The following is a 23,490-nucleotide window of genomic DNA, read 5'->3' on the forward strand; positions in this document are numbered from 1 at the left end:
TCATCGCATGGGGGCGCAGGGCAGCGGCACCTGGAATTGGTGCGGTTTGCCTGCACGATGGCGCGGCTTATGTGAATAGCAATGCGGGTGGTATTCAGCAAAAAAGCCCCCTGTTGTCAGGGGGCCAGTTGGAGCCAGTTGCTGCTGGCTGTCTGTATCATCTGCGTCATCTGCATCAGGGGCGGCTACACGTTTTTAGTGGTAAACGCCTGCGGAGGAGACGCATGTTTTTGGTGGTGTAAAATCAGCGTAAATAGAAAAACCAGCATAAAAGCAGTGTTGCCAGCAGCGCCAGACCAAGTAAAGGAGCGCCAACCTTGGCGTAGTCCTTGTTGGTATAACCGCCGGGGTCACGCACCAAAAGGTGTACTGCGGATCCCAGAGGGGACACAAAGACTGCGGAACTGGCTATGGCTACCGACATGGCGCAGGCCTGCGGGCTGATGCCGAGCTTCAGCCCAATATCCACCGCCATTGGAGCAACAAGAATCGCCACAGCCGAGCCTGACAGGAAAAAGCCCAGTATGGCTGCCAGAAGAAAGAGGCTCGCCAGAATAGGGAACGGCCCGCTGCCTGCAAGAATGCTGATGACGCCATCCGAGGCCAACGACAACACCCCTGTTTTCTGCAATGCCAAAACCAGAGGCAATATGCCGGCAAGCATGACGATGGTCTGCCAGTCCACCACTTCATAGATGGAGCTTTTGGGAACACAATGCACAAGCACCAGCGCGGCAGTGGCAGCCAGAATGGCTGTTACGGGCGGTAGCAGGCCGGAAGCCATAAGCGCGACCATAACGCCCATAATGGCGAGAGTGAGTTTTTCTTTTTGGGGAGCGGGAATGACTTCTTTATAGTCCTGCGGCAGCGTGAGCAGCAGGTACTGGCTCTTGTTGCGCTCCATGCGCAAAATGTCGGCCCACGCGCCGCAGACCAGCAGCACGTCGCCAAACTTCAGGGGAATATCCGCCAGATCTTCTGTCAGGGTTTTGCCCTTGCGGCGTATGCCCAGCACCATGCTCTGAAATGTCGTCTGGAAAAGAGTTTCTTTCAGGGATTTGCCAATGAGTGACGATTCCGGGTTGAGCATCACTTCTGCAAGTCCTACCACCTGAAAAAAACTTCTCCTTCTTGTGGCGGAGGCGGAAATCTTTTCCAGAGAAAAGGCCTCGATAAAGGCTTCCAGCTGTGCTTCCGTGCCGATGAGCATGAGCAGGTCGCCAGCCTCCAGTACCATTTCAGGTTTTGCGGCTGCGATGACCCTTTTTCTGCCGTGATCTGTGCTTTCTACGGCAAGCAGGGTTATGCCATAGCGGGCACTGAGCTGCATGCGCGCAACACTGCGGTCCACAAGACTGGACCCTTCTGGAATACGCAACAGATACTGGCACTTGTTGATTTCGTGATGGCGCAGCAGGTCATCAATGGAAAGGCCTTTTTTGTGCTCGATGCGTGAGTCCTTGGAGGCCAGCATGTTCTGGCCGAACAACAGCATGAAACCAATTGCCAGCAGCAGAATAAGCACACCAAAGGGAGTAAAGCTGAAAAATCCCAGCACTTCCACCCCGCGTTCTCTCAGTATGCCGTTGACGATAATGTTCGGCGTGGTGGCCACCAGCGTCATCATGCCGCTGATAAGAGAGGCGACAGCCAGCGGCATGAGCAGGCGTTTGGGATTGATATGGGTTTTTTCCGCCACGGAAAGCGTTATGGGAATAAAGATGGCGGCTGTGGCTGTGGAGCTCATGAACGCGCCCACTGTAGCCGCCGCCCCCATAATCATTGTCAGCAGGCGCGTTTCGTTTCTGCCGCCACGGCGTATAATGGCATCGCCCACACGTTGTGCTATGCCAGTGTGTATGATGGCTTTGCCCACAATGAACATACAGCTGATGATAATCACTGTGGTGCTTGAGAATCCCGAAAGCGATTCTTCAATGGTGAGTACGCCGCTCAGCGCCAGTGCCAATATAACAAGAATGCCCACTACGTCATTACGCAGGACTTCTGTGACAAGCAAAATGACAGCACCCGCGAGAATCATGAGCGTGGCGGCCATGTCATAGCTAAGCATATAAAATCTCCACAGGCGAAGAGTTTTGCGTGGCAGCCTTTTGATGGCAGGCATGCCCCCTTGGGCAGATTGGAATAAAGATCATGTCAGGCATCAGGCAATGCACCATGCAAGATGATATATAACCGGAGACTGCTTTGCCAGCTTCCACTAAAACAGAATTAAATACAAGCCGTAGGGCGAGTTGTCACGGTATGAAACAGTGGTTGTTTCATACGTTACGGCAGTGGCGGCGTGAAGCAATATAGAGAGTAGATACAACCATAAAAAGAAAACTGCTGCCAGAGCATTTCAACTTTGAAAATACACATTTTCAAAGTCAATTTGCTCATGTTCAATTGAATTGAAACCGGGGACCTGACGACACTTTCAGGTAAAGGTGCAATTGCCAGTATTGCCAGCGTTGAAAAAGAAGGGGTTGGTCTGGGGAAGGGCGGCAGAAGCAAGTGTTGCCTGACGCCTTGATGATTCTGGAAAAAATTGAGCGGTGGCCAATGCGCTGTAGCAGCCTCGCCGGCTTTTGCGGCCTGCGGCAGGCTGTTGCCATGCAAAAACCATAGGCGTTGCTGCGGTTTGGTTTGGGGCTTACGGGCGTTTTTTGTTGGGCTACGAACAAGCCTGCACAGCTCACAAAAATAAGGCGGGCCGCCAATCTGAACCCATGTGTGCACGGAACCAGTGTTTCGTGTACAAGCATGCGCTCTTTTGGGCGGTCCGCCTCTTTAGTATATCCAGTAGCTACCTGGACGAATTCCCTTCAGCAGAGAATTTGCCAGCGGCCTTCATGATTTCCATCATGAGGCCCAGAGCCTGCTTGCCTTCAGGGCTGCGCAGGGTCGCAATCATGCTCATCACGCCAGCGGGTTTCGCGTTTGACGTGTCGATGGTGCTCATCATTTCGATCATTGCAGTGATCTTGCTCTGCAGCTTGGGATCAGCAAGGCGCTGCAACAGGGTGGTCGCAAAAGCGAGGCCTTCACCTGTTTTGGCAATGTCTTCGGGGCTCATCGTGTCCAGCAGGTTTCCGCCAGCGTCTTTGAGCGCGGCTGCCTTTTTGAACACACCCTTTTGTTCCCACTCGCCCATCTTTTCAACGATGTGCGGGAAGGTCTGACCAACAGCGGGATGAAGCACATGCCACAGGTCCGTGGCGTTTTCAATCTGGTCGAGCAGCCAGGTGAGCCTGGGGACAGTCAGCAGGCCCTTTCTGGCGAGATCCAGAATATCGTCAAGCGTAACCCGGCCATTGAGGATTTCCATCTCTTCAACCATAAGCCGAAAAGCGTGGTTGCCGATGGGGGTCAGCTGTTCCATCAGCATATTGGTGTTTTCTTTGCTTTCTTGAATCGCGGCAATCCGGTCTTCAATGGCGTTCAAACGCTCGAGGATTTTATCTTCAGATGTCATATCCCCTCCAACCTACTTGTTACGCAGCAAGGAGGTATCTTTCCCTGCAAGATACATGTTGGGCTCAAACGGAAGCTCATGGCCTTTCAGCATGAGGTTGTAATACACCCACTTGAACATGAGCTTGCCCCAGTAGTTGATGTGGCTTTCGCCCAGCAGCTCGAAGGGACCAACGCCGGGCAGGGGGAACATGCCGGGCAGGGGTTCGACGGAGTAGCTGAAGTCGATCAGCGAAGCTTTTTCAAAGCCCGTGACGATAAAGCAGTTGGTGTGACCGTCGAACTTGTAGTAATTGTCAGTTCCTTCAATGTCAGACATGAGGTTCTGGGCAATCACGTCCACTTCAAAGTGGGCGACAGATCCGGCCTTGGAGGCGGGAACGTTGGTGGCGTCGCCGACAACATACATGTTGTCGAACTTTTTGGCGCGCAGCAGTTCTTTGTCGGTGTCGACATAGCCGGTCACGTCAGACACTTCGGAGTCGATGAGGAATTCCTGGCCCAGGTTCGGGGGAATCGCCACCAGCAGGTCGTAGGGGATTTCGTCGCCGGTCACGGACGCGATAACGGAGCGGTCGGCTTCAACGCTGTCCACAGTCCAGTTGGTCGTGACTTTGATGCCCTTCTGTTCGCACAGCGCGCCAAGAATGTTGTTGGCAACAGGCTTGGTGAAGGCGCCAGTGAGAGGAGTGACAAGTTCGATTTCGACGTTCTGGCGCACACCCATCTTCTGCAGGTACCAGTCGGCCATGTACACAAATTCCAGCGGCGCTACAGGGCACTTGATGGGCGTTTCAGCAATGTGCAGAACAAGGCGGCCCTTCTTGAAGCGCTTCATCTTTTCGTAAAGAGCAGCGGCGCCGTCAGGGGTGTAGAAGTTATGGATTTTTCCGCCCCAGTCGTCCAGCATGCCAGGAACTTCATCGGGGGCGATACGTGCACCGGTGCCGATGATGATCCAGTCGTATGTGTAGGTGCTGTTCTGGCATTCGACCTTACGGGCTATAGGATCAACCGCGTTAATCGTGTCGATGACAAAATTAACTCCGCGGCTGATAAAGTCTTTCTTGGGGCGCACACAACCCTGAGGAGTGTCGACTCCGAAAGGAACCAACAACCAACCGGGCTGATAGTGATGGATAGGATCGCGGTCGATGAGAGTTATTTCCCATTCTCTTTCGCTCAATAACTTTCTCATCTTCGTGGCAATCATGGTTCCACCAGCGCCAGCACCAAGAATAAGCAATTTTTTCATACAGTTAACCCCAAAGTTAAGTATAGATCTTTTGCATTGAAAAGGTTCCCTCACTACGCGCAACCAACTCTGTTGCAGGCCGATATCATAGTAAGATGGTATTTTTCTACGTCTAGCATAAATATTTGCGATCTGCATCATATTCGTCAATAAAACTGATTATGTATCTTTTAATTAATACTACTTTTGTATGTTTTAGGCCGCCAACTATTGCTTATATAAAAGTAAATTATTTACAAAAGTGGGACGTTTTTTCGGAGGGGACGGTTACGAAAGTGAAATCTTAGTTCCGAAAAAAATGGAAATGACAAGCCATACAAGCGTGCGCCATCATGAAAAGTGCTGGGTGGAGCCAGAAATTTTATCCGTATGTCTGAAACTATGGGTTGCGCACAGGTTCTGTTAGCCGAGTTGTCCACTTGTGTGGGGGCAACAACCTATAATTGCTTACTTTATAGGGCCTGTTGCAAAAAAGGGTTATGGAAAATTTCCATAACCCCTTGGATAGCTGCCTGGAGCAGAAAGTTTGAATTTCACGAGGCTGGTCAACGTGGACTCACGTACACCTGACCCGTGCGGCTAGGCTTTGTCATGTGCACATTCAGTCTGGTTGCTTTTTGCCTGACGTGTATCAAGGCGGCGGCATGAAGAACGGGGTTTGGCGCACAGAGTATCAAGTGATCCCTCCTGCTGCGCCTCTATATCGGGTGAATACTGGCATATTCTGTGTTTTCCAAGACGCTTCGCCTCATACATGGCGATGTCTCCACGGCGGACCATCTCATCTCTGCTGATGCCGGGAGTGTCTATCACTACGATGCCAATGCTGGCGGAAAGCCCTTCCCTGGGAGTGTCTTCAGCAAAAACGGCTTTCATTGCCTTCTGCAGGCGGTGTGCCTGCTTGACCACTTGTTCCGCAGTGTGGGTTTTGTTCAAATACAGAACAAACTCATCGCCGCCCATGCGGGCGATAAGGGCTCCAGTAAAGTTTTCGCGCAAAAGCCGGGCCGTCAGTTTCAAGGCGTCGTCTCCGGCACGGTGACCGTACGTATCGTTGACTTCTTTGAAGTTATCCAGATCGACAAAAAGCATTGATGTTCCTGCCTGGCCGATTTCTGGCAAGTTGTTGTAAAAATATCTTCTGTTGAACAGCCCGGTGAGTTCATCGGTATTGGCGCTGTGCTCCAGTTCCTGCTGGGAGTTACGCTCCTGCGTCACGTCTCTGTATATGACCAGCAGGCCGATGCGGTTTTTAAATATATCCAGGATCTTTTTTTCGTAAGACTCTAGAATTATTTCTTTCCCATCGTCCCAGGACCGCACTTCAAGGTGGTCGCCGATCTGCTTCAACTTATGTTTTTTGATAGCAATATCACGCAGACGGGAGCGGTAGCTGCCAATAATTTCTTCCGTGCTCTGGAATTGGAAAAAATCCAAAAACTTTTGGTTTGTGTTAACAATCCTGTTGTTTGCATCCAGGATGATAGCGGCAAAAGGGAGGTTTTGCAGGATTATATCAACTTCGGCGCTCGAATTTGTAATATCTGTCATATCATAGGCAATGCCCACTGTGCCTATGACCTTTTCGTCCTCATCAAATATGGGCGATTTGCGCGTTTTGAATTGACGCATACCCATTTGGGTTTTTACAACTTCATCGAATATACAGGTCTCAGCTCGTGCTATAACTTCTTCTTCGGATTCCAGGCAGACGTACTCGCCGTCAGTGTATTCGTCTGGCGTGATGTCCCAAATGTAATAGTGCCCCCGCCCAGTAACATCCGCTTTGCTTTTTCCCACAATATTGCAAAAGGCGTCATTAACCTTGAGGTGCGCGCCACGTATGTCTTTGAACCAGATCAGGTCGGGGGTAGTATCAATGGTAGTATCAAGGCAGCGCTGCAACTGCGCATATTTTTTGTCCAGCAGCGCGTTGTTTAACAGATTTTTGACACGCATGGTCATGAGTGCCGGGTTGTTCGTCAAAGGCCAAATTTCGTTCAGAAGGGAGATCACATTTTTGGGCAGGGTGGCTTCTTGCCCGGCGGTGTCTATCAAAACAATCCGCGCTGTGGGCTTGGCCGCTTTTTTGAGGTAGGGCAATGAGACAAGATGCTCTGGGCCGAGAAAATAAATATCTTCTTTGGCTTGAGCTTCCGCAAAAAGTGATTGCACTTCGGTGCTGAAGGATATTTTGTGCTTGAAATCAGCATCAGCCTGCAGTGCTTTAAATGCACCTTCAAGTAGCTGGTCTGCAGAATAGAGGCTGATCCGCAATACACTCTGAAACATGGAACTGCTCCATTGCAAAGCTGTGTTCCATTAAATGGAATCAAGCTAAGTATAAAATCGTACTAAAGTAGTTTGTATCATGTTCAGTATAGTATGTGAACTCTTTTCGGAGGTGCGTAAAAACAATCGCAGCTCAGTCGGAGGGGCAGTTTGCGGCTTGCATGCGTGCCCCTGTGGTGGACAATGGCAGCGACTGTGTGGATAGCTATTCAAGAACGCTAGCTTTTTTTGCACGCTGAAGATGTGATGAACGAGACTCATTTGGGAGTATTGCGGGCAGTATTTTGTGGTTTATCTGGAGAAATGATGGGCCAGGGGGCGATTTTACACAATTTTTCTGCCTAATAGTCGCAAAATAAGCAAGCGATTATCTGTTAACTATAGATAATCGCTTGCTTATTTCTAGGCGGCGCGAAAAAAATTGACTTTCGTCCTTCTTCAAAGACTACTTTAGGATGCCTATTTAGCAGAAAACTGGTCGAAGGCTTCAAGAATTTTTGAAGAATACACCAATGCAGCGCCAGCATTCAGGTTAATGGCAACCGCCAAGGTTTCCAGCAACTCATCGCGGGTTGCCCCTGCTTTTACAGCGGCAGCAGCGTGCACGGAAATGCAGCCCTCGCAACGAGTTGTTGCAGCAACGGCCAGGGAAATAAGTTCGCGAGTCTTTTCGTCCAAGGCTCCCTTGCTTGATGTCGCCTTACCCATAACTCCCAGGGCTTCTATGATGCCGGAGTTGCCTTTGGCCAACGTGCCGATTGTGCCCATGCTTGCATCAAGAGTTTCTTTCCAATTTGCCATGATAGCCTCCTTTGTGAATGCCAAGGGTAGAACTGATTTTTTAGATTGTTCAGTATAGTTTTATATTAAATTCCTAATCAAGTAGTAGGTTATTCAGGCAGTTCGTGGAGCCTCTGTACACCGGCGCATACTGAAGAACTTTTTGTGCTGCCATGGAAAAAACTTTAGCAATACTAGGCTGTTGGAGTTCCTGTTGTGATTTTTACAAGCACGAAGCGGATTAGAAGTTGTTTGAATATGTTGTAGCAGCGCAGGTTTAATTAAGATTGCGCTCTTTTTGTGCTATCACGGGGGGAGGTATTTGGGGTGAGTGCTTGCTACTATATCTGTTGAGAGAGCTTCAGCAAAAGTCTCTTCTAATTACGCGGATAATTTTAGACCTGTATTAATTGCAAAAAAGAAAGTTCCTCAATGGGGCTGGAACCGTTGCTGCGTAGGGGTGATTAGAGGGAGGTGGTAATTGCAGCTATTGCAATAACTTGCAATCGTTTGCATTTGGATTGCTAATTAGCAAAATATGCCAATGTTGCAATATGCTTATTTTATTGCTTCTATTTTTGAAGGGCAACCAGTTTTTATACGTCGTGCCTCCTTACGTGTCTCCTAACACAAAAAGGGTTATGGAAAATTTCCATAACCCTTTTGAAATCTGGTCGGAGCGAAAGGATTCGAACCTTCGACCCCCTGCTCCCAAAGCAGGTGCGCTACCAAGCTGCGCCACGCTCCGAAAAAAAACCGCGCCGTGGCTTGTGCTGGCGCGGAAATTTGTGGGGCGAAAGATGGGACTTGAACCCACGGCCACCTGGGCCACAACCAGGTGCTCTACCTACTGAGCTACTTCCGCCACGAGAAAGTTCTTATAGGCAGGATAATTTCTTTTGGCAAGCCTTTTTTAGCACCATCGTGATCTGGATTTTATCTAGAAAAAAAACTACACTTCGCCAACCCGCCAAAAGAGGCAGCCTGCGGGTTCATACCGGCCCCAGAATGGCAAGTCCAACTGGGCCGTATTCACCCGCCCACGCACGTTCGCATCTGCCCGACGGGGCGCAACACAACACGACACTATAGGCCGCAGAGCGGCAATAACAGTACATTCGGGGACATCTAATGGACAAACTGGTCATTGAAGGCGGTGTGCCGCTTACAGGCGTTATTGAAGTCAGCGGTTCCAAAAACGCGGCTCTCCCTATTCTTTTTGCCGCTATCCTGGCTGAAGAGTCTGTAACCATCACCAATGTGCCCGACCTGCGCGATATTCACACGACCATCAATCTGCTGACAGTGCTCGGTTGCGACTGCCATTACGAAAAGGGGCAGGTGCGCATCACCCCCGGAACCTTGCTGCCCGAAGCGCCCTATGATCTTGTTCGCACCATGCGGGCCTCAGTGCTTTGCCTGGGGCCGCTGCTGGCGCGTATCGGGCAAGCCCGCGTGGCCCTGCCCGGCGGCTGCGCCATTGGTGCGCGCCCTGTTGACCAGCACCTCAAGGGGCTGGAGCTGATGGGGGCCAGCTTCCAACTGGAAGAAGGGTACATCATTGGCCGCTGCCGCAAACTGACGGGCGCGCATATCACTTTTGACATGCCCACCGTGGGCGGCACCGAAAATCTGCTTATGGCCGCTGCCCTGGCCGAGGGCGAAACTATTTTGGAAAACGTGGCACGCGAGCCTGAAGTGGTGGATCTTGCCAACTTTTTGTGCGCCTGCGGCGCGCGCATCACGGGGCAGGGCACGTCCACCATCCGCATCAAGGGGGTCAGCTCCCTGCACAGCGCCACCTATCCCGTCATGTCAGACCGCATCGAGGCGGGCACATTTCTGGTGGCTGCCGGTATTACGGGCGGCGAGCTGCTGCTGAACAACTGCCCTTATGAAGAACTTGAGGCGGTTATTCTCAAACTGCGCAGCATGGGTATGGAAATCACCCCGCAGGGTGAAGGCGTGCTGGCCCGCTGCTGCTCCGCGCCCTTGCGCGGCACGGACGTGAAAACGCAGCCCTTCCCGGGCTTTCCCACCGACATGCAGGCGCAGCTTATGGCGCTGATGTGTCTGGCTCAAGGGGCCAGTGTGGTGGAAGAGAGCATTTTTGAAAACCGCTTTATGCATGTTCAGGAACTGATGCGCATGGGCGCGCAGATCAAGATTTCAGGCCATACGGCCATGGTGCGCGGCGTGCAGAAACTCACGGGTGCGCCCGTGATGGCCTCGGACCTTCGCGCCAGCGCATCGCTGGTGCTGGCTGGCCTGGCGGCTCAGGGCACGACAGAGGTACGCCGTATCTACCATCTGGACAGAGGCTATGAGCACATTGAATACAAGCTTAACGCCGTGGGCGCGCGCATTCGGCGTGAAAAGCAATAAAGGCCCAAAGGAGAAAAACATGCAACGTCTGGCGCTTGTTCTGCTGCTGGTCATGCTGGCTGCCCTTAATGGCTGCGCTTATGGCGGCTACGGTGTTTACGACGACCAACGCCTCGTGGACACCATTTCGGACGACAAGGCTTTGTCCACCAAGATCAAAACAGCCCTTATGGACGAAAGCTTCACCGGGGGCTGGTCTGTATCGGTGTACAGCTTCTATCGGCATGTTTTCCTTGTGGGCGAGGTCCCGGCAGATATGCAGGGCAAGGCTCTGACTATCGCCCGCAGGTACAATCCCATTTCTGTGACGCCACACTGGTTTACCCCGGCTACCAGCGACAGCAACAATATGATGCTGGCCGCAAGACTGCGCAAAGATCTTATTGGCACCAAGGGCCTTTCGTCCTCGCGTATAGATACGGAAGTGAACGCGGGCCGCGTAGTGTTGCTGGGCGTTGTCAAAGATGACGCAGAAAAGCAGTTGGCCATACAGGCTGCACGCGGAGTGCCGGGCGTAACTTCCGTAACGAGTTACCTTATGCTGCCGCAGAAGCTCGGGCAGCTTGGCACGGGCACGACCGAGCAGCACGACGGCGCGGGCCTTGCTGGCGACGGTGCCACGGCTGATGGCGGGGCTGGCGGCATGAATACCACGCCCGCGTCTTCGCCGTCTTCGTCGGGCAGCGCTTCGGGTGGTTCGTCGGGCGGTCTGGATAGTAAGGATTTGCCCTAACGCAGAAATTTGTTGAAACATAGATCAGTATGGATGGCCTGGTTTTGGCGCAATTGCCTGTAAACCGGGCCATCCTGATATTGGCGGTCAGGCTGCAATCTGACGCAATGACTGAATAGAGCAGTTCAGTATCGAAACTGCCCTGAACGTAAGGAAAATCAATGAACAAAAACGATACCGTACTCATACGGCCCGCCAATACGGCGGACGTGGAAGCCATTTTTCACATCCGCACCAGCGTGAAGGAAAACCATCTCTCGCGGGAGCAGATGGCAGATATGGGTATTACGCCTGAAATCATTAAAGAAACCATTGCTGCCGGGCAGTGCGCGTGGCTGGCTGAAGTGGATGGCCGCCCCGTGGCATTTGCAATGATTGATGTGGAGGAGGGCTGTGTTTTTGCGGCCTTTGTGCTGCCAGAATTTGAAGGGCGCGGCCTTGGAAGCAAGCTTATGGCTGAGGCCGAAGCTGGCCTTTTTTCCGCACATGAATCCATCTGGCTGGAAACTGACGGTAAAAGCCGGGCCTATAGATTTTATACGCGCCTGGGCTGGAATCCTGTAAGCACCTATGAAAACGGTGACGTACGCCTTGAAAAGAAGCACCCTCAGGCAGGAAAATAAACTGTCTGCGCTGCCTGAGGCATGAGCGGCGGGGCAGACCAGAGCACCTTACATGGCAAATGCTCACAAGAGCCTGTTCCCCACCTGTTGCCGATACATGGCACAGGTGGGTTTTTATTCGCTGATAAACTGGCACCCTAGGCATAACAGCCGAATAAGACGGGACGCTTTCGGCTTGTCAGATTCCGAAGCACTGCCTGCCGGGCCGTCTTTGCTCAGGCCTTGTCAGGGCGCAGAGCCTGACCCATGCGGCGCAGCCCTTCATGAGGTTCGGCGTCCAGTTCCATCCAGTTTTGCTCTTTGTGGCGCAAAAGGGCAGCAACAGCTTCAAGCGCGTCTTCGGCGCTGTCCACCCAATGACTGACGGCCCCGTGCAGCATGAGGCCCGGTCCTTCCAAAGGGCCGCGAATGCCCATTACCGGAACTCCGGCTCCTGCTGCCAGACCGACCTCAACCCCGGCGTCTTGTCCAGATGCGCCATAGTAAATGACCAGATCAGCCTGAATGCAGGCATCGCGGCAAAAACTGTAAACCTGCCCGCCGTTTCTGTCCGTATCCATCCAGATACGGCGTTCGCCGGGTGTGAGCCCCGGCGGCGGCACGGCTTTTTCCGTCCAGTCAAGAATGCAGCAACCCATGCCGCGCAATTCGCGCCCGAGAAGCCGCACGCCGTGTTTGTGTTTGAATGAACCAGCCACATAGATGGTCAATGCCGCCATGAAAAAATCCTTTAGCTACATACAATCCGTCAAAACGTGGAGCCTTCTAGTACTCAATGCCCGGCGCAGCCTTGATGCCAGCCCGCCACGGATGTTTTATTTCGGTCATGGATGTCACAAGATCCGCTGTTTCCACCAGCCAATCCGGGGCATCACGGCCTGAAAGCACGAGATGTTTGTCCTGCTGGCGCGTGCGGGCAAGCAGGTCTTCCACTTCCTCGCGTAAAAGAATGCCAGAGCCAAGAGCATACAGGCTTTCGTCCAGCACCAGCATATCCACTTCAAGCAGTTGCTCCCGCGCCCAGTCAAGCACACGCAGGGCGGCTTCGCGGTGGGCGGGGCGTTCTTCGTCGCGGCGTAAAAAGCCGAGGCCCCCCGCCAGAAAACGCGGCCCCAGCCATTGAGCCAGCATTGTCTGCTCCCCGGCCTGTCCGTCGCGCTTCATAAACTGCCCAAAGGCCACCTTCATGCCCTGACCCATCGCACGCACAGTCTGGCCTGTGCAGGCGCTGGTTTTTCCTTTGCCATCACCAGTGTAAACAAGAATCATCAGGTCCATACTCCGGGCAGGGTTGTGTGGCAGGAAGGGCAAACGCCCGGTGCGCCCGCCTGCATGTGCATGTTGATACTGTAGCCCTGGCGCTCAATAACCATAATGCCGCATTGGGGGCAGAAAGTATTGCTGCCCATAGCGCTCAGCGCATTGCCGATATACACGAAGTGCAGGCCTTCCTGGCGGCCAATGCTCCATGCCTCCTCAAGCTTGGAAAGGGGAGTAGAGGGATGGTCGGCCATCTGGTGAGCGCCATGAAATGCTGAAAGATGCCAGGGGGTATGAGCGCCCAGCTCATGATGAATAAAGGCTGCCGCTTCCTTAAGCTCTGCGGCGCTGTCGTTGACGCCGGGAATGACCAGCGTTGTCACCTCCAGCCACCAGCCAAGCTTGCGCATGGCCTTGAGGTTGTCAAGAACAGGTTGCAACCGTGCGCCGCAGTATTGGCGGTAAAAGCTGTCGCGGAATGACTTGAGGTCCACATTGGCGGCGCATACCCGTCTGCTGAGGGCCAGCAGGCAGTCTTCCGACATATAGCCGTTGGTCACCAGCAGGCAGCGGATGCCGCGCGGGGTGGCCAGCCCGGCTGTTTCGTAGGCCAGCTCAAAAAATACTGTTGGTTCGTTATAGGTAAAAGCCATGCTGCGGGCGCGTTTTGCCTGGGCCAGAACCACCAGATCTTCGGGGGCAGCACGTTTGCCGGGCACAATGCCGCTGGGTGGTATGTGGGCTATATTGCTGTTCTGACAAAATTTGCAAGTAAAGTTGCAGCCAGCGCTGCCAATGGAAAATGTTTTTGTGCCCGGCAAGAAATGGTAGAGAGGTTTTTTTTCCACCGGGTCCAGATTGATGGCCGTGACCACGTCGCCCACCAGAGTCACCAGATTGCCGTTCATGTTGGCCCGCACGCCGCACAGACCTTTGTCTCCTTTTTTCAGGCGACAGCCCTGAGCGCACAGGCGGCACTGGACAGACCCCTTATGTACGCCGTCCAGCGCATGCCAGAGTAACGCCTGCATATCAGCGCCCCCCTGCGGGAGTATTGGGGGTTATGGTGCTGTAGGGTACGGCGGGGGCGGCTGCTCCATTGGGCATGACTGGCGGTTGTTCCGGTTGCGGGGCACGTTGCTGCATTGGCTGTGGTGCTTGCCCGGCGTAATTCGGCTGCTCAAAGTTTTGTTGTCCGTAGCCCTGCTGGGGAGCCTCAAAAGGCTGTCCGCCGGGTTGGGGCATGGCATCCTGCATGTATTGCGGATCGCCTTGCTGACGCCATTGCTGTTCGTCGGCAAGAATGTCGGCCTCTTCATTGGCTCTCTGGTTGATGGTGGGAGGGGCGTAACCCCCATATTCCTGAGCATTGTAGCCCTGCCCGTATCTTTGCCCGTCATAGCCCTGGTTGCCAGAATTGTAGTTATTATAAGCGGGCTGCGTATTATTCTGCTGCTGCGGTGAACCAGAACCCTGCTGCGGGCCGTCTGTGGGCCAGGAAGGGCCGCCGGGGTGCGGATTGCTGTTGAAATAGGGGTCTTGCTGCCAGTTGCCGCCAGAGCCGCCCAATTGGGGGCCTCCTGATTGGGAACCGCCAAACTGGCCGCCAGATTGCGGAACCCCGGGGCGCGGGCCGGGCCGTGGAGCATTGGGGCCGCCGGGCTGCTGATGGCCGGGGCGCGGGCCGCCTTGATATTGGCCGCCGGGATGATTTTCAGAAGGTCTGGGGCCGTGGTATCCGCCGTTTGGCCCGCCTGGATACTGTGCACCGGGATTGCCGTGGTATCCGCCGCCGGGATACTGCCCGCCCGGATATGGCCTGCCAGGGTATTGACCGCCAGGGCCGGGTACTCCGGGCATGGGCCCGCCAGGATAAATGCTGCCCTGACCACCGCCAGTATAGCTGCCATCGGGGGACACCCAGGGCGTGACATAGATGGGGCCGTTCCACTGCTGCGGCTGGGGGGGCGGTGGCGGCGGCACCACAGAAGTGATAATGTCGCCATTACTGTCGCGCCATGTATCAGTACGCGCCCGCCGTTCGATGTTGCTGCCTTCAAGATCCTGCGTGCCCCAAACTTGTGCTCCGCCCTGCTGACCGGGCGGCGGCACGTAGCCTCCGCCGCTGGTGGCTGCCGAAGCCGGGCAAGCTCCAGCCAGAGCGCAAGCGGCGCACAACAAGCATATGGCCGTGTTTTTTTTCATGGCTATCCTCTTAATGGCGGCATTTCCACTCTCTCCCCGTATTACTCTAGCAGCGGCGGCGAAACTGGTCTACGAAAAATGGAAGAGGCGGCGCGCTGGTGAAAACAGTGGAACTGGCTTTTATAACGCACCGGAAAGTGCGGCGGCATACGAAGAAAAACGGGCGCAGCGGGCGGTTAAAAAAGTCGCTTGGGCTTTGCGGCAAAATCTGCTAAAGAACGCCAATCCAAAGGAGGCTACGGATGTCCAGCGATCGCGCGAAGGCCTATACGCAGGCAGGCGTTGACATTGAGGCGGGGAACACCCTTGTTTCACGCATCAAATCTATGGTGCAAAGCACCCAGACCAGGGGTGTCATTTCAGATATAGGCGGCTTTGGCGGCCTCTTCCGACCTGACCTCAGCGGCATGAGCGAACCTGTGCTGGTTTCCTCTACGGATGGCGTGGGCACCAAGCTCAAGCTGGCCTTTGCCTTTGACAAGCACGATACCGTGGGCATCGATCTGGTGGCCATGAGTGTTAACGATATTTTGGTTCAGGGGGCCAATCCTCTGTTCTTTCTGGATTATTTTGCCACAGGCAAGCTCAATGTGGATACGGCGCAAACCGTCATCGGCGGCGTGGCCGAAGGCTGCCGTCAGGCCGACTGCGCCCTGCTTGGTGGTGAAACCGCCGAAATGCCCGACATGTACGCCCCCGGCGAATATGATCTCGCGGGTTTTTGCGTGGGCATTGTCGATAATGCCAAGCTTATTGACGGATCGGGCATCCAGGTGGGCGACCATATCGTAGGCATTGCGTCCTCTGGCCTGCACTCCAACGGGTATTCCCTTGCCCGCAAGGTGCTGGAAAAGAGTGGACTCAAGCCTGACGACGCCTTTCCCGGAGCCGACGGCGCCAGCGTGCGCGACGTCATGCTGGCCCCCACCATCATTTATGTTGAAGCCGTCCGTTCCCTTCTGCGTGATCTCAACGTGAAGGGCATGGCCCATATCACTGGCGGTGGTTTTTACGATAATATTCCCCGCGTGCTGCCCGCTCAGGTGGAAGCCCGTATTAATTTCGGCAGCTGGCAAATGTCGCCTGTCTTCCGCTGGCTTAAAGAAACGGGCGACCTTTCCTGGCCCGAAATTCTGCAGATTTTCAATGGCGGCATAGGCTATGTGCTGGTGCTGCCCCCTGACCAGAGCGAAGAGGCCATCAGCCGTATCCAGGCCTTCAATCTGCGTGCCTGGCACATCGGTGATGTGGCCCGCCGCAGCAAGGACGGCAATGAAACCGAACAGGTTGTAGTGAACTTCTAGTTCAAGTCACCCCTGAGGATACGCATTCTCAGGGGTGAATGCATTTTGCCCTGATATTTGACACGCAAAAATAGTAATGCTGCCGTTCGCAAAGGCTGAAGCCTGCGCTCCAACGTCTGGCATCAGTATTCTTTGAACTGCGGCAAAAGCAGTATTTGTGTCTCCAGAGCGGGCAGGCGCTCGCAATCCTCAGGCCATTGCAAACAGGATTGCCTCGGCGCGGCTTTTTGTAACGCAATCACCCACACTTGGGGGAACTCCGTGAACAGCACCTTGGGTTGCCTTGGCAATGCGTTGTGGTTTTTATTGGGCGGCGTTTTTATGGGCCTTATGTGGTGGATGTTCGGCGTGCTCTGTTTCATCTCCATTGTGGGTATTCCCTGGGGGCGCGCGTGTTTTGTCATGGGCAACTTCGCTTTTTTCCCCTTTGGCAAAATGCCCGTTTCGCGCGACGTGCTGACTGGCACTCCTGATGTGGGCACCAGCGTGTTCGGCACAGTGGGCAACATCATCTGGCTGCTGTTGGCAGGTATATGGATTGCCATCGGGCATCTGCTGTCGGCCATCTGTTGCGCTGTAACCATTATCGGCATTCCCTTCGCGTGGCAGCACGTCAAGCTGGCGGCTTTGGCGCTGTGCCCCATTGGCAAGACCATTGTGCCCGCTCCGGTCGCCCAGGCTGCCGAGGAAGCCGCGACCCTGCGCGACTATCACAACAAGCGCTGATCTGCGTTTTTTCAGATACCTTTGCGGCCCCATGTCTCCCTGGATGTGAGGCCGTTTTTCATGTCATGACCTGCCTGTTTTTTGCGTTGAACCAAGATTTGCGGCATACTGTTCTGTGTCGCTGACAAGGCTGTGCATCTGCACATAAACAGATCGGGCAGTGGTGGGCGTGTGAGCGCCCTTGAACAGTATGCGCGGGATTGGCGTACCGAAAATGGCGGCGATAGCCGCGTGAAGAACGGCCAGGAGAAGAATATGGGTGACAGCAAGGTTTTGCGGCGGGCAGTATTTCTTGACCGTGACGGTACCCTGAACAAGGATACCGGCTATGTGCACCGCAAAGAAGACTGGCAATGGCTGCCGGGTGTGCCCGAGGCGCTCAAGCGCCTGCACGCTGTGGGCTATGTGCTTGTGGTGGTGAGCAACCAGTCTGGCATTGCACGCGGCATGTATGGGCACGAAGACCTGCGCCTGCTGGAACAATGGGTCAATGCAGAGCTGGCTGCAAAGAATGCGGTTGTGGACGCATGGTACTATTGTTCTCATCTGCCCGAAATCACCGGGCCGTGCCAGTGCCGCAAGCCTGAACCGGGCCTTATACTGCAAGCTGCCCGCGAACTTGAGCTTGATCTGGCCAATTCCTGGATGATAGGCGACCGCGTGCGCGATGTGCAGGCAGGCCTTGCGGCAGGCTGTCAGAGCATTCTGCTGCATCCTGACGGCAGCAGTAACAAGGACGATGATGAGGTTCCAGAGGGCGTGGCTGTGGTGCCGCATCTGCCTGCGGCCACGGTGCGCATTTTGGCTCCCCGTATGCGGCAGTTGCGCACGGCGCGTATGCTGGAAAAGATGAAGGAATGAACAGCGAATTGAAAAATAATCTGCTCTAGATTTGGCAAGAAACGCAGAGGCCCGGCATAAACCGGGCCTCTTGCTGTGGAGGAGTCTGCGAAGTTCCGTTATGAACTTGCGACATATAGAATGCTTTTATTTTGAAATGTTCAGGTGTCGAACCTGGGCCGTCGGCGAACATCATCAAGTGTACTGGGGTTCGTTTTCCTTGACGATCTGGAAAGATTTCATGGCCTTCACGGTTCCGGCGATGCCCTGATATTTGCACACGCCCGCCACGGTGCAGTCCAGCAGGTCTTCCTGGTCGGTATCCAGCACCAAGACGTCGCCTACCTGCATGCGCAGCAGCTGGTTGCCCGTGATGGTGGTGCCGCCAAAGCGCACCTTGAGTTCAATGGGGGTTTCCAGAAGGCGTTCTTTAAGGCGCGCCACCCAGGCATGGTCCACTTCAAGCCGTTCTGTCTGAAAGCTGGCGTGCAGTTTGGAGCGGATGGGTTCAATGGTGGCGTAGGGAAGGCAGATAATCATAGACCCCAGGGCCGTATCAAGCTCAACTTCAAAGGTGATGACCACAACAACGTCGCTGGGCGGCACAATGGCGGCGAACTGCGGATTGATCTCGCTGCGCACCAGCTCCAGCTTCACGTCGTGCACGGGCCGCCACGATTCTTCCATATTCTCCAGCGCGATTTTGACGATCTTGTCCACCACCGCCTGTTCGATGCGGGTGAATTCGCGCCCTTCCACCTTGGGTTGCGAGCCAGCGCCGCCAAAAACGCTTTCCACCAGGGCGAAGACCAGCCGGGAATCCACCACCATGATGGCATTGCCGCGCAGGGGATCCATCTTGAAGATGTTGATGGACGTGGGTACGGGCAGCGAACGCATGAATTCGCCGAATTTGGTCATATCAATGGATATGGGGTTCAGCTCGACGCGCTTGCGCACCGAGTTGGAAAGGGCGTTGGTACAAAGCCGGGCAAAGCGGTCGTTGACGATTTCAAGCACGGGCATGCGCCCGCGGATGATACGGTCCTGATTGGCAAGGTCAAAAGACACGATGCCGGAATCATCTTCCGTGACCTCGACTTCGCTTTCGATTTCACCGCCTGAAAGCCCGCGCAGCAGGGCATCCACTTCATCTTGCGCCAAAACTTTGTTCATGCCAGCCTCAAAAATATCTGGTGAAGGTTCGGTTGTTCTTCTTCCCCAAACCATGCAAGAAAAAGGCCATTTTGACAAGTGCAGTGCAGTGTCCGGGACGGTAAAGTAAGGGCCATACGCTTTTTCTTGCCAACCTGTGCCCCTTGAGGCAGGCTACAGCCGGAGCGACATCCATGCTGTTACAACTTTTTTCCACTGCCAGAACTCCCGTCCTTACCGGGGAAAATGCAGGCGTCACACCCCTTGAAGTAGAGGCCACACCGGGCGAAAGCCTTTCTCGGGCCATCTGGCTTTCCGGGTTGGTGCCTCCATTGCCGCTGTGCGGCGGGTTGGGCCGCTGTGGCCGCTGCCGGGTTCGCTTTGTGGCTGATGCTCCAGCCCCTTTGCCTGCCGAAGCGGATATTTTTTCAGCCGTTGAGCTGAATGAAGGCTGGCGTTTGGCTTGCCGCCGTCAAGTGCCTGACGCTGCAAAGCTTGTACTGGAGCTTCCGGCAGAAAATTTGGCTCTGCCTTCTGATCCGGAAAAAACACCCGATGCCGACTTTATGGTAGACATGCGGCAGGCAACGGCGGATAACACTCCGCCAGCAAGTTCTGCCGTAGAGGGTGCTTCCGTCGCCTTGGCGGTGGATCTGGGTACGACTTCCGTATACTGGCGGGCTGTTGTTGTGCCCGAAGTAGACGAGAGGGGCGCAGTTGGTGGGGGCGCTGGGGCTATTGTAGCCCAGGGCAGCTTTCTGAATCCGCAGGCTGGCGCAGGGGCAGATGTCATGTCACGGCTGGCCGTGGCCATGCAGCCACAGGGCCGCAGGGTTTTGTCCGGGCTGGTGCGCCGCAGCCTGCGTAGTGTCGTGGATGCTCTTGAGCAGGACGGCACAGCACGGGTTACGGATGTGTGCGTGGCTGCCAATACGGCCATGACGGATATTTTTCTGGATCTTCCCGTAGACGGTTTGTGCGCAGCGCCTTACAGGCTTGAGCACCACGGGCATAAAAATGTGGATGTGCCCGGTTTGCCGCCAGTGTACATTCCCCCCTTGCCCGCTCCTTTTGTGGGTGGCGACATAAGCGCGGGGCTGGCTGCACTGCTGGCAGCCGATATGCCCCGGCCTTTTGTGCTGGCAGACCTTGGCACCAATGGCGAACTGGCGCTTGTGGACGCGCAGGGCAGGCTTTTACTGGCCAGTGTGCCTCTGGGGCCAGCGCTTGAAGGCATTGGCCCGCAGTGCGGGCAATTGGCCGGGCCAGGAGTTATTACAGATTTCAGCCTTGCGCCCACAGGCTTGAATGCGCATTTCTTTGCGCAGAGGCCGGAAGACGCCAGACCAGAGAACGATGGGCCCGAACACGGCGGGCAATGCCCTTGCCCTTCCTGTCAGGCTATATCTGCTCAGACGTTGGAGAACGGGCGGTTCGGCTCGGAAGCTGGAGTGCACAAGGCGCGCGGCATCAGTGCCACCGGGTATGTGTCATTGCTGGCCGTACTGTTGCGAACGGGCCTCATGCGAAAGGACGGCGGCTTTGAAGCTGCACCGACCATGCCTCTGGCCCGCAGGCTGGCCTCTAATCTTGAGGCTGGTAAAGACAGCGGTGGCATGCGGCTGCGGCTGCCCCACGGCATGTGGCTGTGCGCCGCCGATGTGGAGGAACTGCTTAAGGTCAAAGCGGCCTTTGCCCTGGCGCTGGAAAGCCTGCTGGCGGCGGCGGAGCTGGCCCCTGCCGAAGTGGCCGCGCTGTGTCTGGCCGGGGCTTTGGGCGAACATGTGCGGGCGCATGACCTGCAAACCCTTGGTTTTTTGCCTTCAGCACTGGCCCCCCGGCTGCGGGCCGTGGGCAACGCCTCTTTGGAGGGAGCGGCTCTGCTGGCCATAGATGCGCGGATGCGCGAGAATCTGGCTGGCCTGTGTACAACATCACGGCTGCTGCCTCTTGTGGAAGAAGAAAATTTTCATCAGACCTATTTGCGCCATATGCGCTTTGGAGCATAAATGTCAGACCAGAATAATAAGAAATCCCGCCCGAACCGCTCCCGCGACGACGGCACTTCACGCGACAAGCGTTCGGATAAACCGGCGCGTTCCGGCGGGTCTCGCCCCGGTGGCCCACGCCCCGGTGGCGGACACTCAGGCAAGCCCGGTCAGGATAAAGACGGCGAAAATCGTTCCCGGCCCGACAGGGCGGGGGCAGACAGGTCTGGCTCTGGCAGCGGCAGACCCGGCAAGCCCGGCTCTGACAAAAGCAGATCCGACAGGTCTGACAGGACCGATAGGCCCGACAGATCCGATAAATCAAATAGGCCCGACAGGTCTGATAGATCCGATCGGCCAGATAGATCCGACAGGTCCGACAGATCAAACAGGTCCGATAGACCAGACAGATCGAGCAGACCTGATAGGTCTGATAGGTCCGATAGACCAGACAGATCGGGTAGACCCGATAGATCCGATAGATCTGATAGGTCCGGCAGATCTGATAGATCCGATAGACAAAACAGGCCCGAGAGGTCTGACAGATCTGACAGATCAAAGTGGTCCGACAGACCGGGCAGACCTGATAAGTCTGACAGATCAGATCGGCCTGATAGGTCCGATAGACCAGACAGATCGAATAGACCTGATAGATCAAACAGACCCGAGAGGTCTGACAGATCCGACAGATCAAAGTGGTCCGACAGACCGGGCAGATCGGACAGGTCTGATAGGTCCGATAGATCCGGCAGGTCAGATCGGCCTGACAGGTCAGATAGATCCGACAGACAAGATAGGCCATATTCCGGTAAGGCTGGAGCGCCAGCCAGGGGCAGAAGCGGTGCGGCACATGCTTCAGACCGCGAAGCTGGTCAGGGCAGAAGCCGGGCATATATGCGCGATGATACGCCCAGTGCGCCACGCCCTGCGGCTGTCTATACTAATGCATGGCGCGGGGCAGCGCCGTTGTTTCCGCCACTGACAGACGAGGTGCGGCATATTCTCGGCCAGCTGCCGGAAGTGCTGGCGCGTGTGTGGCCTTTGAGCGCCGCCCATCGGCGTTCGCTGCCTGATGACGTGGCCCGGCTGTCACGCCTGCTCACGACCGAGCGGGCGGCTCTTGACCGTCCCTATTGGGGTACTCCGGCTTTTGTCAGCGCGTACCTGTATTACTTTTTGCCCTGGAACCTGGTGCGGCTTACCCGCCTGCTGGCGGCCATGCCCCTGCCTGATCCGCATCTGGCTGCGGCTCAGGGCGGCAAAGCTCTGTTACTGGATGTGGGTTCCGGCCCGCTAACCTTGCCGCTGGCCCTGTGGCTGGCCCGGCCCCAATGGCGTCAGGCCCCCATACAGGTGCTGGCTCTGGACAACTCTTCGCAGCCTTTGGAACTGGGGCATACCCTGTTGAAGGAAATGGCCGCGCTGACATACCACCAACCGTGGGCCGTGCAGACTGTGCGCGCGCCGCTGGAACATGCGGCCAGACAGGCAGCGCCTCTGTTGGCCGGAGGGCAGGCTCGTCCCTGGCTGGTCAGTGCCGCCAATGTGCTCAACGAACTGCGCTTTGGCAAACGCGGCGGCCGCGCCAGCTCGCTGGACGGCTATGAAGATGAAATGGATGCCGCAGGCCAGATGGGAGTAGTGGACACTTACAACGCAGATGACCGCACAACTGCTCCGGGTCAGTCCACAGATCCTGATGAACGGCCTGACGACTGCCGTCAGGAAAAGCTTGTGCGTTTTATGGATACTCTTGCTCCCCTGTTTCGCACGCACGGCTCTTCCAGAGGGCGGTCAGAAGAGCAGCCTGCTGGGCCTGCGCTGCTTTTCGTGGAACCCGGCACTCGGCTGGGCGGCTCGACTATTATGGATTTACGCCAGCTGTCGGTGGATGGCGGCCTTACAGCGCTGGCTCCTTGCCCGCATCAGGCGGCCTGTCCTTTGTTGAGCCGACAGGGAGGTCGCACATGGTGCCACTTTACCTTTGACAGTGAAGATGCTCCCCATTGGCTTGAAAATCTTTCAGCCGATGCCGGACTTGCCAAGAGTGGCCTGAGCCTCGCGCCTTTGCTGCTTTCGCCTGCAGCAGCGCCTGACGGCTCGTCCGGGGCGGAAGGGCAGGGGCGCAAAACCTCCGGGGCCATGCAGGCCCGCGTGTTGACCGCCCCCTTTGCAGTGCCCGGTCTGGCTGGCCGGGGCCGCTATGCCTGTGCGGCTTGTGGTCTGTTGTTGCTGGAAGATGCCGAGGGCCTGCCCTCCGGCAACTTGCTTGAGGTGCAGGTAACCCCCGACGCACGGCGTGACGGCAAGAGCGGAGCGCGCATCGTGCGGCGGCCCGGTGGTTCTGCGCCTGCTACGGCCCCTTCTTCGGGCTTTCCCGCATCGCGCCCGCAGCAGCCTTTTCCTGCGAGAAACTCTCGCAGACCCCAGTGGCGTGACGGCAAGGCTGGAAAAAAATCGTAAA

At 55.5% G+C, this 23,490-nt stretch carries 20 protein-coding genes and 2 tRNA genes; 9 read left to right on the forward strand and 13 right to left on the reverse strand.

The features are described 5' to 3' along the window. Positions 1–244: 244 nt before the first annotated feature. The 8 genes from HNQ38_RS13595 to HNQ38_RS13630 form a co-directional block, all read right to left on the reverse strand. Positions 245–2,074 carry an SLC13 family permease gene (locus tag HNQ38_RS13595; RefSeq protein ID WP_183722298.1) on the reverse strand — a complete coding sequence of 610 codons (1,830 nt, stop codon included), beginning with the start codon at positions 2,072–2,074 and terminating at the stop codon, positions 245–247. A gap of 218 nt (positions 2,075–2,292) precedes the next feature. Then, positions 2,293–2,745, reverse strand: coding sequence for a hypothetical protein (locus HNQ38_RS13600; protein WP_183722301.1), 453 nt, complete (start codon positions 2,743–2,745; stop codon positions 2,293–2,295). A 67-nt stretch (positions 2,746–2,812) separates the two neighbouring features. Next, a complete protein-coding gene (locus tag HNQ38_RS13605; RefSeq protein ID WP_183722304.1) occupies positions 2,813–3,481 on the reverse strand; it encodes a DUF1641 domain-containing protein in 669 nt (222 codons plus the stop codon). A 12-nt stretch (positions 3,482–3,493) separates the two neighbouring features. Further along, entirely contained in the window at positions 3,494–4,735 is a 1,242-nt protein-coding gene (gene sqr / locus HNQ38_RS13610; RefSeq protein WP_183722307.1) for a type III sulfide quinone reductase, selenoprotein subtype, read from the reverse strand. 579 nt (positions 4,736–5,314) lie between these two features. Beyond that, a complete protein-coding gene (locus HNQ38_RS13615; protein ID WP_183722309.1) occupies positions 5,315–7,027 on the reverse strand; it encodes a sensor domain-containing diguanylate cyclase in 1,713 nt (570 codons plus the stop codon). A gap of 459 nt (positions 7,028–7,486) precedes the next feature. Further along, positions 7,487–7,828: a carboxymuconolactone decarboxylase family protein gene (locus HNQ38_RS13620; protein ID WP_183722312.1), complete on the reverse strand. Its 342-nt coding sequence runs from the start codon at positions 7,826–7,828 to the stop codon at positions 7,487–7,489. A 650-nt stretch (positions 7,829–8,478) separates the two neighbouring features. After that, positions 8,479–8,555, reverse strand: a tRNA-Pro gene (locus HNQ38_RS13625). Positions 8,556–8,596: 41 nt separating this feature from the next. After that, positions 8,597–8,672: transfer RNA gene (locus tag HNQ38_RS13630), tRNA-His, on the reverse strand. A gap of 266 nt (positions 8,673–8,938) precedes the next feature. On the opposite strand from HNQ38_RS13630, the gene murA reads away from it, so the two are divergent. The 3 genes from murA (at position 8,939) to HNQ38_RS13645 (ending at position 11,548) form a co-directional block, all read left to right on the forward strand. Then, entirely contained in the window at positions 8,939–10,192 is a 1,254-nt protein-coding gene (murA, locus tag HNQ38_RS13635) for a UDP-N-acetylglucosamine 1-carboxyvinyltransferase (protein WP_183722316.1), read from the forward strand. A 19-nt stretch (positions 10,193–10,211) separates the two neighbouring features. After that, positions 10,212–10,925: a BON domain-containing protein gene (locus HNQ38_RS13640; RefSeq protein WP_183722319.1), complete on the forward strand. Its 714-nt coding sequence runs from the start codon at positions 10,212–10,214 to the stop codon at positions 10,923–10,925. A gap of 161 nt (positions 10,926–11,086) precedes the next feature. Next, positions 11,087–11,548 carry a GNAT family N-acetyltransferase gene (locus tag HNQ38_RS13645; RefSeq protein ID WP_183722321.1) on the forward strand — a complete coding sequence of 154 codons (462 nt, stop codon included), beginning with the start codon at positions 11,087–11,089 and terminating at the stop codon, positions 11,546–11,548. 215 nt (positions 11,549–11,763) lie between these two features. Here HNQ38_RS13645 and HNQ38_RS13650 read toward each other — a convergent pair whose 3' ends face one another. Genes HNQ38_RS13650 through HNQ38_RS13665 form a run of 4 tightly spaced genes read right to left on the reverse strand, consistent with a single transcriptional unit; the run spans position 11,764 to position 15,013 of the window. Beyond that, positions 11,764–12,267: a translation initiation factor 2 gene (locus tag HNQ38_RS13650; protein ID WP_183722324.1), complete on the reverse strand. Its 504-nt coding sequence runs from the start codon at positions 12,265–12,267 to the stop codon at positions 11,764–11,766. A gap of 46 nt (positions 12,268–12,313) precedes the next feature. After that, positions 12,314–12,817 (reverse strand): cob(I)yrinic acid a,c-diamide adenosyltransferase, encoded by a 504-nt coding sequence (locus HNQ38_RS13655; protein ID WP_183722327.1) that lies wholly within the window; start codon positions 12,815–12,817, stop codon positions 12,314–12,316. Then, positions 12,817–13,839, reverse strand: coding sequence for an AmmeMemoRadiSam system radical SAM enzyme (amrS, locus tag HNQ38_RS13660; protein WP_183722330.1), 1,023 nt, complete (start codon positions 13,837–13,839; stop codon positions 12,817–12,819). The genes HNQ38_RS13655 and amrS overlap by 1 nt, the downstream gene beginning before the upstream one ends. A gap of 1 nt (position 13,840) precedes the next feature. Continuing rightward, positions 13,841–15,013 (reverse strand): hypothetical protein, encoded by a 1,173-nt coding sequence (locus HNQ38_RS13665; protein WP_183722333.1) that lies wholly within the window; start codon positions 15,011–15,013, stop codon positions 13,841–13,843. On the opposite strand from HNQ38_RS13665, the gene HNQ38_RS13670 reads away from it, so the two are divergent. From HNQ38_RS13670 to gmhB, 4 genes are all read left to right on the forward strand, one after another. Beyond that, a complete protein-coding gene (locus HNQ38_RS13670) occupies positions 15,000–15,299 on the forward strand; it encodes a hypothetical protein (RefSeq protein ID WP_183722336.1) in 300 nt (99 codons plus the stop codon). The two genes, HNQ38_RS13665 and HNQ38_RS13670, sit on opposite strands and share 14 nt — an antisense overlap. Continuing rightward, positions 15,256–16,317 (forward strand): phosphoribosylformylglycinamidine cyclo-ligase, encoded by a 1,062-nt coding sequence (purM, locus tag HNQ38_RS13675; RefSeq protein WP_183722339.1) that lies wholly within the window; start codon positions 15,256–15,258, stop codon positions 16,315–16,317. Before HNQ38_RS13670 ends, purM begins: the two co-directional genes overlap by 44 nt. Positions 16,318–16,590: 273 nt before the next feature. After that, positions 16,591–17,043 (forward strand): YccF domain-containing protein, encoded by a 453-nt coding sequence (locus tag HNQ38_RS13680; RefSeq protein WP_183722389.1) that lies wholly within the window; start codon positions 16,591–16,593, stop codon positions 17,041–17,043. A 171-nt stretch (positions 17,044–17,214) separates the two neighbouring features. After that, complete coding sequence (gmhB, locus tag HNQ38_RS13685) at positions 17,215–17,904, forward strand: D-glycero-beta-D-manno-heptose 1,7-bisphosphate 7-phosphatase (RefSeq protein WP_183722343.1); 690 nt, start codon at positions 17,215–17,217, stop codon at positions 17,902–17,904. A gap of 174 nt (positions 17,905–18,078) precedes the next feature. Here the strand turns inward: gmhB and fliM are convergent, their stop codons facing one another. Continuing rightward, positions 18,079–19,059, reverse strand: a complete 981-nt coding sequence (fliM, locus tag HNQ38_RS13690) for a flagellar motor switch protein FliM (protein ID WP_183722345.1) — start codon at positions 19,057–19,059, stop codon at positions 18,079–18,081. Between the two features lie 173 nt (positions 19,060–19,232). Between fliM and HNQ38_RS13695 the strand changes: the two genes are divergently transcribed. Further along, positions 19,233–21,047, forward strand: coding sequence for an ASKHA domain-containing protein (locus HNQ38_RS13695; protein ID WP_183722348.1), 1,815 nt, complete (start codon positions 19,233–19,235; stop codon positions 21,045–21,047). Positions 21,048–21,920: 873 nt separating this feature from the next. Continuing rightward, positions 21,921–23,489 carry a small ribosomal subunit Rsm22 family protein gene (locus HNQ38_RS13700; RefSeq protein WP_183722350.1) on the forward strand — a complete coding sequence of 523 codons (1,569 nt, stop codon included), beginning with the start codon at positions 21,921–21,923 and terminating at the stop codon, positions 23,487–23,489. Position 23,490 lies beyond the last annotated feature (1 nt).

This window comes from Desulfovibrio intestinalis, assembly GCF_014202345.1.
GTDB lineage: Bacteria > Desulfobacterota > Desulfovibrionia > Desulfovibrionales > Desulfovibrionaceae > Desulfovibrio > Desulfovibrio intestinalis.

Excerpts from the sequence above, each read along its gene's own strand:
- HNQ38_RS13595 (WP_183722298.1), bottom strand. The coding sequence starts at position 2,074 with ATGCTTAGCTATGACATGGCCGCCACGCTCATGATTCTCGCGGGTGCT.
- HNQ38_RS13605 (WP_183722304.1), bottom strand. The coding sequence starts at position 3,481 with ATGACATCTGAAGATAAAATCCTCGAGCGTTTGAACGCCATTGAAGAC.
- sqr (WP_183722307.1), bottom strand. The coding sequence starts at position 4,735 with ATGAAAAAATTGCTTATTCTTGGTGCTGGCGCTGGTGGAACCATGATT.
- HNQ38_RS13615 (WP_183722309.1), bottom strand. The coding sequence starts at position 7,027 with ATGTTTCAGAGTGTATTGCGGATCAGCCTCTATTCTGCAGACCAGCTA.
- HNQ38_RS13620 (WP_183722312.1), bottom strand. The coding sequence starts at position 7,828 with ATGGCAAATTGGAAAGAAACTCTTGATGCAAGCATGGGCACAATCGGC.
- murA (WP_183722316.1), top strand. The coding sequence starts at position 8,939 with ATGGACAAACTGGTCATTGAAGGCGGTGTGCCGCTTACAGGCGTTATT.
- HNQ38_RS13640 (WP_183722319.1), top strand. The coding sequence starts at position 10,212 with ATGCAACGTCTGGCGCTTGTTCTGCTGCTGGTCATGCTGGCTGCCCTT.
- HNQ38_RS13645 (WP_183722321.1), top strand. The coding sequence starts at position 11,087 with ATGAACAAAAACGATACCGTACTCATACGGCCCGCCAATACGGCGGAC.
- HNQ38_RS13650 (WP_183722324.1), bottom strand. The coding sequence starts at position 12,267 with ATGGCGGCATTGACCATCTATGTGGCTGGTTCATTCAAACACAAACAC.
- HNQ38_RS13655 (WP_183722327.1), bottom strand. The coding sequence starts at position 12,817 with ATGATTCTTGTTTACACTGGTGATGGCAAAGGAAAAACCAGCGCCTGC.
- amrS (WP_183722330.1), bottom strand. The coding sequence starts at position 13,839 with ATGCAGGCGTTACTCTGGCATGCGCTGGACGGCGTACATAAGGGGTCT.
- HNQ38_RS13665 (WP_183722333.1), bottom strand. The coding sequence starts at position 15,013 with ATGAAAAAAAACACGGCCATATGCTTGTTGTGCGCCGCTTGCGCTCTG.
- purM (WP_183722339.1), top strand. The coding sequence starts at position 15,256 with ATGTCCAGCGATCGCGCGAAGGCCTATACGCAGGCAGGCGTTGACATT.
- fliM (WP_183722345.1), bottom strand. The coding sequence starts at position 19,059 with ATGAACAAAGTTTTGGCGCAAGATGAAGTGGATGCCCTGCTGCGCGGG.
- HNQ38_RS13695 (WP_183722348.1), top strand. The coding sequence starts at position 19,233 with ATGCTGTTACAACTTTTTTCCACTGCCAGAACTCCCGTCCTTACCGGG.
- HNQ38_RS13700 (WP_183722350.1), top strand. The coding sequence starts at position 21,921 with ATGCGCGATGATACGCCCAGTGCGCCACGCCCTGCGGCTGTCTATACT.